Origin of the sequence: Longimicrobium sp. (assembly GCF_036280135.1) — a bacterium.
Lineage (GTDB): Bacteria > Gemmatimonadota > Gemmatimonadetes > Longimicrobiales > Longimicrobiaceae > Longimicrobium.
In genome coordinates this window covers 1-9,701 of sequence record NZ_DASURI010000765.1, presented here as the reverse complement: position 1 = coordinate 9,701, position 9,701 = coordinate 1, and the positions used below count along the sequence as shown (strand labels likewise).

Annotated in this window: 7 protein-coding genes; all 7 read right to left on the bottom strand. The window is 73.8% G+C overall.

Annotation, left to right across the window (positions count from 1 at the left end; translation table 11 throughout):
• Positions 1 to 405: 405 nt before the first annotated feature.
• Positions 406 to 1,254, bottom strand: a complete 849-nt coding sequence (locus VFZ20_RS24770) for an amidohydrolase family protein (RefSeq protein ID WP_329686642.1) — start codon at positions 1,252 to 1,254, stop codon at positions 406 to 408.
• Between the two features lie 25 nt (positions 1,255 to 1,279).
• Positions 1,280 to 2,434 (bottom strand): peptidoglycan recognition family protein, encoded by a 1,155-nt coding sequence (locus VFZ20_RS24765; protein ID WP_329686641.1) that lies wholly within the window; start codon positions 2,432 to 2,434, stop codon positions 1,280 to 1,282.
• Between the two features lie 1,473 nt (positions 2,435 to 3,907).
• Complete coding sequence (locus VFZ20_RS24760) at positions 3,908 to 5,155, bottom strand: aminotransferase class I/II-fold pyridoxal phosphate-dependent enzyme (RefSeq protein ID WP_329686640.1); 1,248 nt, start codon at positions 5,153 to 5,155, stop codon at positions 3,908 to 3,910.
• On the bottom strand, positions 5,152 to 5,874 hold the full coding sequence (locus tag VFZ20_RS24755) for a hypothetical protein (RefSeq protein ID WP_329686639.1): 723 nt from the start codon (positions 5,872 to 5,874) through the stop codon (positions 5,152 to 5,154). The genes VFZ20_RS24760 and VFZ20_RS24755 overlap by 4 nt, the downstream gene beginning before the upstream one ends.
• Before the next feature lie 91 nt (positions 5,875 to 5,965).
• Entirely contained in the window at positions 5,966 to 7,600 is a 1,635-nt protein-coding gene (locus tag VFZ20_RS24750; RefSeq protein WP_329686638.1) for a hypothetical protein, read from the bottom strand.
• A gap of 32 nt (positions 7,601 to 7,632) precedes the next feature.
• On the bottom strand, positions 7,633 to 8,949 hold the full coding sequence (locus VFZ20_RS24745; protein ID WP_329686637.1) for a hypothetical protein: 1,317 nt from the start codon (positions 8,947 to 8,949) through the stop codon (positions 7,633 to 7,635).
• A gap of 4 nt (positions 8,950 to 8,953) precedes the next feature.
• A partial coding sequence (locus VFZ20_RS24740; RefSeq protein WP_329686636.1) for a hypothetical protein occupies positions 8,954 to 9,701 on the bottom strand: 748 nt, incomplete at its 5' end.

Below are 9,701 nucleotides of genomic sequence, written 5' to 3'. Positions count from 1 at the left end.
GGCCCCGCGCGAACGCCCCCTCCGGGCTCGCGGAGCTCGCCCACCTCCCCCAAAACTGCTGGGGGAGGTTGAACTACTGCTTTCATCCCGCAGGGTGCGCGCAACGCCGAGTGGCTCAGGAGAAATGATTCCTGAGAGGGTCCCACCCTCCTCGGGCTTCGAAAGCGTCATCCTGAGGAGCCGCCGCGCAGGCCCTGACCGGGCGCGAACCATGGCGGCGACGAAGGATCTTGCCCGCAAAACGCTGCGGTGGCCCTTGTGCACGGAATCCGCCTCCGAGTTTCGCACACAAGATCCTTCGGTCGCGCCAAGGTGCTGCGCGCGTTCATGTCATGCGCGGCGCTCCCTCAGGATGACGCTCCCTGCGTTTCATTCAGCTCCGCCCGAATTCGCCGCGACCGGCCGTCAGGGGATGAAGGCCTCGCCCTCCCACGGGTCCGCGGGGGGTGACGCGCCGTTGCCGCCGGCGTGCACCGGCGCGGGGGTGGGCAGGGGGGACAGGCGCGAAGCGCGGCGCCGGGGCACGCGCACGCCGGCCAGCAGGCGCAGCAGGTTGCCGCCCGTGACCATCCGCTCCTCGGCAGGCGGCAGACGCAGCGCGCGCACCTTCTCCAGCTCCACGCCGGGGTGCAGCCACGGCCCGTCGGAGCCGAAGAGGAACTTGCGCGCGCCCGCCCGCCGCACGGCCCGCTGCAGGATGTCGAACCGGCGGATGCCCGACGTGTCGGTGTACACGTTGGGCCAGCGCACCAGGTGGTCGATCATGGCCGTCTGCGCCCGCCAGTCGTCCGCGAAGCTGCCCAGGTGCGGGATGATGAACCGCACGTCCGGGTACTGCGACGCCAGCAGCTCCACCGCCGACACCTCGCCCGTCACGTCGTACAGCACGGGCAGGCGATACCGGCGCGCCGCCTCGCAGATCTCCCGGGTGATGCGGGCGTCGTGGCGGTGCACCTTGATCCCCCGGAACCCGAACCGCTCCACCGTCTCGCGCACCAGGGCGCCCACCCGGCCCGCGTCGCGCGCCGGGTGGATGAAGGCATATCCCCAGAAGCGGTCCGGCCGCGACGCCACGATGCGCGCCACCTGCCGGTTGGCCACGGCGTAGTCCGAGTGGAACGCCGCGAACAGCACCGTGCGCCGGATGCCCGCCTCGTTCGCCCAGCGCAGGTAGTCGCCCAGGGGCGCGTCGGTGTCCCACGGGCCCGTGAGCCCGTCGCCTTTGCCCGCGTGGCAGTGGCTGTCGATGATCATCGTCTTCCCTGGATCCGTGGGCGCGTCACTTCCGCCAGTCCGGCGGGATCGGCTTGCCGTCGTCGATCTTGTACCCGGGGCCGCCGTCGCTCAACCCCAGGTTGTCCACCGCCCACTGGCCCACGTTGAGCCACAGGTCCGGCCCGGGATCGTTCTCGCGCATGGCGCTGGATTGTCGATGCGCCAGCACCTGCGTGATGCCGAGCTTCGCGACCAGGTGGCGCACCAGGCAGCGGCCCGCGCTGATCTGACGGGGCGTGACGGTGTGGCAGCCGTGCTTTTGGGGCTTCCAGCAGCTCCCCTTGCGATTCGGAAAGTTGCCGGCGAACTCCACCGCCACGCTGAACCGGTTGAAGCGGTTGGATGCGAACAGGTACGCGGCATCCGGGTGCAGCTGGAGGATGGTCCCGTTGGGCGTGATGGCGTAGTGGGCGGTGACGTCGTCGTATCGGGCCGGGTTGTCTCCCCGGCTGAAGCCCATCTGGTGCAGCACCAGCGCCTTGAAGTCCGTACGCTTGAGGCTCTTTCGCTTGCCGCGGTCCGTCAGGCCCGTGCGGTCCTGGATGGGGCATGGGGGCATGCCGCGCGGTCCCTTGGGTGGCGGTCCGGCGCAGAGCATCGGGGGCACCAGGTTGGCCGGCACCACCCTGCCCGGAAGCACCTCCGCCATCATGCCGCCCCGGCCCGGAGCCGGCCCGCAGCGGCCCAGCATTCCGAAGGTGCTCCATGCCCTGCGCAGCGCGGGGTCCAGCCGCGCGGCATCCCCCTTTACGCCGTCGCGAAAGACGATGAACGGCGGCTCCGTCCCGCCCGGTTCCATCAGTACGGCCGCGTCTTCCCCCGCGGGGATGACCGTCCACCACGAGGAACCCAGCTTCTTGGCGCGGAGCGCGGGCTTTTGCTGGTCCACCTTGTAGATCCCCAGCCGTCCGGCCTTTACGGCACCGAGCATTCCCCACGCATCCGCCCGGGCGGAGGGATCGCCCCGGGACATGCGCATCAGCGCATACTGCGCGTGCACGTCGATGGCGGGGTGGATGACACCCTGCTGCGTCGCGGGGATCGGCCCTGTCTCCTCTTCCATCTCTCCAAGCAGCCCGTCAGCGTCCGGTAGCAGGATGATCTCCCGCCCCCGCCGCACCCACCGGCCGCTCATCCGCGATACGTCGTTGCTGCGCATGGTCACCTCGATCGCCCGGAGGGCGCGGTGGGAGAAATCGTCAGTCCGGCAGCTCGTAGTACTGGCCCGGCGCGCCGGTGCCGGTGCGCAGGTAGGCGGGTCGGACGTGGCCGGGCGCCTGCTTGTGGATGAGCCGCAGCCCCGCTCCCACGACCTTGAACGGCACGCGCGGCGTGCGCGTGGTGAGCGGCGAGGTGATGGCCCGCGCCGTCGCGGCGTCCGTGGCCGACGCGCTGGCGCCGCGCACCCCGCGCGAGACAGCGCGCACGACGGCGTGCTCCAGCGCGAACAGGTCCGCCGGGGTGGTGGCCGCGGAGGGAATGCCCAGGAAGACGCGGTAGCGCGACAGGTCCACCTTCATCCGCCGCAGGGTGTCGCGGTGGTCCCCCAGACGCTTGCGGAAGGTTGTATCTCCCTTGCCCACGTAGACCGGCACGAAGCCCGCGTTGCCGCGTTTTTCCACCAGGTACACGCCCTTGCCGTCCGCGTGGAGCAGCGGCGGGCCCTTGGGAAGCGTCGTCAGCACCTCCGGTCCGTCCAGGACAAAGCGATACGGGCCGTACCACGTCATCGTGCCCTGGATGGAGCGCTGCTCCTCGTTCTCCATCTCCCCCTCCACGGGGGTGACGGCCAGGATCTCGCCCTCCAGCTCGCCCGTGGGCCGCACGAGCATCCGAAAGCCCGGCGCGCCGAACACGTCCAGCCGCGGCCCGCCCGCCGCGCCGCGAAAGCGCCCCAGCCGCCGCGCCCGGCGCGCTACGCGGCCCACCCCGCGCGCCACGGCCGCCGCGGGGTCCGCCGGCAGGGGACCGCCCGTGAGCCGCTGGAGCTGCTCGGGCCGCAGCCGGCCCAGGATGGTGTGCAGCCCCGCGTGCGGCAGCCGCAGCCGGTAGCCGCCCCCGTCGTCCAGCGCGGGACCGGCGGATGTCCATCCCCCGTCGCCGGCCGCGTCCGCCACACCGCCCGACGCGCCGTCGTCATCCACGCCGGCCGTCGCGTCGATACCGCCCATCGCGTCGATGCCGTCCGCCGCGAGCGGCTCGTCGCCGGTCTCCGCCTCCAGGCCCACGACCTCGAAGCGCATCCCTCGGGGACGGGTGACCACGCGCCAGCTGCGCCCGCCCATCCGCCCGCGGAAGACGGGAAGCCGCTCCCCCGTTCCTCGCCGGCGCAGGGTGCCGATGGGGCGCGCGCGGCGCAGCATGCCGTGCAGCCGCGGGAACCAGGGCCGGCGGCCCCAGCGCGCCCACACGCGCGGCGGCAGCCACGGCCCGCCCCAGAGATGGATGGACTGCACGTCGTACCCGTCGTCGTCCACCCATCCCCCGTCCGACCAGCCGCCATCCGCCGATCCGAATCCGTCGCTCGCGCCGAATCCGCTGTCCGCCGATCCGTATCCACTCGCGGCCGATCCGTATCTGCCGTCCGCCGATCCGAATCCGCCGCCCGCGTCCGCGCCCTCGTCCCAGCGGTTCACGCTCCCGGACCAGCCGCCGCCCGCGCCGCCGGTCCACGCGCCGCCGGCCGCGGGCGGGTCGTCGTAGCCGGCGTCCGCGGCGTAGGGGCTGCCGCGCCGCGTGCCCCACCGGTCGTAGCGCGAGGCCGCGCCCCGCATCCCTCCGTCGTCGCCTGGGTACCGCATCGCACGCTCCTTTCGTCAGGGCCCGCGGCGCGCGCCAGGGCGCCGGCCGCGCGGGCCAGTTCGTCGTCCGTGTGGTCCGCCCGCAGCAGCAGCGTGAGCGCGGGGCCGGGCGCCGCGCGCAGGACGGCGCGCATGCCCGCCGCGGCCAGCCGGGCATGCGCCGCGGCGGGATCCGCCAGCCCCGTGACCGTCTGCACGGGAAACCCTCCGCCCGTGGTGCCCAGCCCGGCATCCGCCAGCATCCGTCGGAGCGTGCCGATCCGGTCCGCCAGGCGCGCGCGCAGGGCGTCGCCGCGGGCGCGGTTCAGCGCCAGGGCGCGGGCGGCCGCGCGCACGGCGGCCACGGAGGGCGGCGAGCCGTGCATCCGCGTCCCCGGCAGCGCGCGAAACCGGCGGACGAGCGCCGCGCTCCCGGAGAGGGCCGCGACCGGCGCGCCGAACGCCTTGGCCAGCGACGCGCCGATGACCAGCTCCGGCCCGTCCAGTCCCCACCACCGCGCCGATCCGCCTCCCCCGAAGCCGTAGGGAGGATGGCCATCGGCCCCCGCGCCCAGGATGCCCAGCGCCTGCGTGTCGTCCACGACCAGGAGCCCACCCCGTTCGCGGACGGCGGCCGCGTAGTCCGCCAGGGGCGCCGGCCGCCCGCAGCCGGGGCAGACCCCGTCGCAGAGGACGACCGGCGTCCCCCGTCTTCCGATTCGCCCGAGCGCCCGCCGCAGCGCGTCTCCGTCGTGGTGGGCAAAGCGGATGACGGGGACGCCGGCGCACCCGGCCCGCGCGGCGCCCCAGCGGGCCACCGCGTACGCCCCGGCATCCACCAGCACGGCGGACGCGCCGGGCCCCAGCAGGGCGAACAGGTCGTGGAACAGGTGCAGGGTGGAGGGCAGCAGCACGCCGTCCTCCAGCCCCTGCAGCCGGGCCAGGCGCCGGGCCGTCCGCACGGCGCCGGGCGGCTCGTCCAGCACGGCGGGGATGCCCGTCGTCAGCGACGTCCACGGGCCCAGGGCGGCCCACGGGTGCCGCATGCCCAGGTACAGGGCGAGGACAAAGTCGCCCCCGCCCCCGCCCGCTCGCCTCACACGCCCAGGAGGACGATGGAGTGGCCCCGGCGAATCCACCGCCCCGACTGCGCCCCACCGCCGGGGAAGCCCGGCCCGCCCGGTCCGCCCGGTCCGGCCGGCCGGCCGTCCCCCGCGCCGTTGGCCGCGGAAGCCACCGCGCGCACCAGCTGCGGCGCCACCTGCCGCGCGGCCTGCACGGCTGCCTGCCGGGCGATGGCGGCGGGCGGGCCGGCCATGGGCGCCCGCGCGGCCGCCTGCGTGGCCTGCACGGCCGTCCGCACCAGCTGCTGGGCCATCTCGAACTCCATCTCCTGGTCCATCCCTTCCAGCTCCCACCCCAGCTGGCCCTTGACGAAGCTGCCCGCCTGGCTGCCCAGCCTGGCCCCGGCGGAGCCGCCGAAGTACCCGCCGATGGCGCCGCCCACCACGGGGAGGGCCTTGCCCGCGGCGTTCTTGAGGATGCCGCCCAGGGCCTTGCCCGCGCCGGACTGCGCGAAGCTGCGGGCCGCGCCCGCCGCGCGCTTGATGAGGTTGCCGAAGAACTGGTCCAGCTCGGCCTCGTCCTGCACCTCCAGGAGCTCGGCGGCCAGGGCGGCCACCTCGCCCTCGTCCATCACCTCGGCCTCCATCTCGCCGCTCCACTCGCCCTGCTGCGCGTCCATCTCCCACTCGTTGTCGCCGGTCTCGAAGCCGAACTCGCTCTCGAACTCGTTGAGGGTGCGATCCAGGTCGTGCATGGGTTCCTCCCGCGGTTGGGGATCAGGGTTGATGTCGGTTCGTCGGATCAGGCCGGGCCGGCCGCGCGCCGGCCCGGGGTGCGGCGTTCGTTCAGCGGATGGCGCCCGCGGCCCGGCGCGCGGAGAGCAGCCGGTTGCGCAGGTGGTACGAGGGCTGGAGGTACCGCGCGTCCGTGCGGTTGCGCACCTCCGCCACGTCGTCGCCCAGGCCCACGCCCGTGGCCGTCTGGTAGGCGTGGATGTAGCGCTGCACGTCCTCGCGCCAGTAGCGCAGCCACGAGCGCGCGTCCTCCTGGCCCGCGTTGTTCCACGGGCCGTAGCGGATGGAGAGCAGGATGCGCTCGCCGGACTGCGCCAGGTCGCTGAAGTAGCGCACGCTGGTGTCCGTCCATCCCTGCAGCCGCTTCATGGCGTCCACCCCGCCCATCCACTCCTCGGGGTAGGCCGTCATGTGCCGGCCGCGCAGGAACTCGCGCATCTCCGGCCGGGAGATGAGCCACTGCTGCATCATCATCTCGCCGCGCGACTGCCAGGGCAGGTCGCGGAACTGGTTGTGGGCGCCCTCGCTCAGCAGCAGGTGCACCTCGCGCAGCGAGTTGAGCACGGGGAAGGGGTCCGCGATGACGGTGGTGTCGTTGTCCTCGCGGTAGAACGCGGACGCCTGGCGCAGCAGGTTGTGAAAGCCCTCCAGGAACCGCGACCGCGGGTCCGCGGCGCGCAGGGGCGGCACGGCGCGGCCGTACAGCGTGAGGCCGTAGTGGTGGTTGTACTCGTACGCCCGGCGCACGACGGACAGCCGGCTGGGCTCGTCCTGCAGCCACCCCCAGATAAAGCCGCTGAGGGGCCGCAGGGGGTCAAGCTCCAGCTCCGCCAGCGGATCGGGGCCGGGACCCGCGCGGCGCACGTTCTGAAAGCGCCGGGTGATGGCCGCGATGGTCTGGTTGAGCATCCCCTCTTCCATCCAGTACGACCAGATGAGCTCCAGCAGGCAGGGCGCATCGAGCTGCTCGTTCTCCAGCGCCAGGCAGAACCGGTCCTGCACGGCCACCTTGCCCCCGGGAAACGCGGTCCGGATCACCATCTCCAGGTAGTTGTTGCCCGCGTGGCCCAGGAACGACGAGAGCTTGTCCTGCGCCTCCTGGTACGACAGCCCGGCCGGCGCCTCGATCTGCCCGAAGCCCCGCTCGTTGAGCTCCATCCCGAAGCGCGCGTCCGCTCCCTTGGTGCCGGAGGGAAAGGGGCACACGCCGCAGTTGAGCAGCAGGAAGATCTCCGTGGCCGACTTGAGGTACGGGTACAGGTCGGCGCCCGGCACGTGGCGGCACAGGGCCAGCTCCTTTCGCTGGTCCGGCGTGAGCAGCGCGTCGCGGTCGCTGGGCACCGGCTCGCAGACCGTGCGCAGGAACCGGGCGTAGTTGGGGAACGACAGCGCCTCGCTGTGGGCGTCGATGGCGTACCACAGCACGTCGATGTCGCGGGGCTCGGCCTCCGTGCGCCGCAGCGACACGGAGCGCTCCGTCGTCGACAGCGCCGGGCTGTCGGCCAGCACCTGCGCCACGCGCTCCGTGGCCTTGCGCAGGCGCTGGCCGGACTTGTTGATCTGCTGCACGAAGTCGCGGTCGTGGTACGCGTTGGTCACGTGCACCATGTCCGGCAGCGGCTCGTAGACCTCGTCCGCGCTCCCGCCCGGCTCGGTGGGTCCCGTCGTGTCCTGTTCGTCTGCCATCTGCTCCTCCTTGTGCGGGGGAAAAGGATTGTTCAGCCGGTGGGCGCCAGCGCCGCGCGGGCCCGGGGGCGGGCCGCGGCGTAGTCGGTGGTCTCCAGCGTGTCGCGCAGCGCCCAGAACTTGAGCAGGTCGCCCAGCAGGCGGCTTTCCTGCTCGGGAGAAAGGGTCCCGTCGGCGCGGGCCTGGCCCAGCACCGCGAACACCAGCGACGGCGCGCCGCTGCGCAGCCGCAGAAACGAGCCCTGCCACGCCCGCCACAGGGCCCGCAGCCGCTCCGGCCGGCGCTCCTCCGGGCGCATGCCCTCGCCCAGGGCGTCGCCGCGCATGAGCGGGGGACGGAACGCCGCCAGCAGCCGCACGAACGCGGGCATGCTCTCCAGCAGCAGGGGGATGAGGCGCGCCGGCTCCGGCGCCAGGTCGCCCTGCGCGGGGTAGTAGCGCTCCCACGTGCGGGCCAGCCGGTCCCACTGCGGGTCCGGGTACAGCGCCTGGCCCATGGCGCACGAGAGGCGCACGCGCATCCACGGCATGGGATGCGGATCGTCCACGTTCACCCGGAAGACGAAGGCGCGCGGCAGGCTCACGACGCCCATGAGCCCGGCCGTGGATGCCACGCCCACGCGCCCCACGGACCAGAAGTCCGCCACGATCTCGCTGATCCACCGCTCCCACAGCCGCCACGCGTCCGCCAGGTGGCCGGCCTGCTCCGCCCGGGCCCGCAGGACGGGGCGCAGCACGTTCACCAGGTCCAGCAGGGCGGCGCCCTGGTGCCCCACCTCGTGCACGAGGGACGAGGCGATGCCGCTGCCCACCATCCGCTCCCGCGGCACACGGACGATGGCCACGGGGCTCTCGCCGCCGCCCGGCAGCCGCGTGCGGGCGCGGCGGATGGCGGCGCCGTGGCCGCGGTCCAGGTAGCAGATCACGGGCGGCGCGTCGAAGTAGTCGCCGGGAAGCCGCAGGGCGTCCGTGGCCACCACGTCCAGCCCCGCCAGCCACACGCCCGTCTCGCTCTCGCTGCGCTGCGTGAGCACGTCCGCGAAGACGTCGAAGTGCGAGAGGACGACGTTGAAGCGCAGGCGAAGGAAGGTGAACCGGCGCTGCGCCTCTTCCGCCGTGCGCGAGCGGCCGGGCCCGCGGATCCAGGCGATGAAGCGCTGCACGCGCCCGCGCAGCTCGCGGCGCCCGTCCGCCAGGTAGTGCTCGATGGCCGACTGGGCGGCCGTGGACGCGGCGGCGGCCGGCACCATGGGCTCGTGCAGGGCAAAGGGCCGCACCCGCGCCAGCCGGGTGAGCAGCGCGCGCGCCTCCTGCTCCAGCAGCCAGTGGGCGAAGGGCAGGCGTTCCATGGCGTCAGTCTCCCAGCCGGACGATGAGCAGGTTGCCGCGGCGCACCCACGATCCCTTGCGCGCCAGCCCCGCCAGCTGCTGGAGGCCGCCGCCGCGCCCATTCGCCCCGTATCCGCCGCCGTACCCGGCCGATCCGTATCCGCCGGACGCGCCATATCCGCCGGCCGATCCGTATCCCGTGGACACGCCGTAGCCGGAGGATGCGTATCCGCCCGATCCGTATCCGCCGCCGTAGCCGCGGCTGGAGGACCGGCCGCCGCGGGCGGTGCCCCAGGTGAGCTCCTCCTCGCCGGCCATCGCGGGGGACGCGGACGGGGCCTGCGCGGCCATTCGGCGCCGTCCGCCGCACCGGCAGCGTCCGCGGCGCGCGCCGGCGCCAGCCACCAGCCCGGGGGCGTGCACCTGGGCGGCGGCCATGACGGCGTCCTTGGCCGCCACCACGGGCGAGCCCTGCGGGGGCGACTGGGCAGCCTGGCGGGCCGCCTCGCCGCTCAGGCGCACGAAGCGGCGGGCCACCTCGAACTCCTGGTCCTGCGGGCTCATGCCCTCCAGCTCCAGCCCGAACAGCTTGCCGCCGGCGGATGCCAGCTTGCTGCCGATCATGCCGCCCACGCCGGGCAGCACCATGTTGCCCAGCGCGGCGCCGGCGATGGGCAGCGCCTTGCTGGCGACGGTCTTGAGCACGCCGCCCAGGGCCTTGCCCACGCCGGAGCTCGCGAACTTCTTGATGGCGCCGCCGGCCTTCTGGATG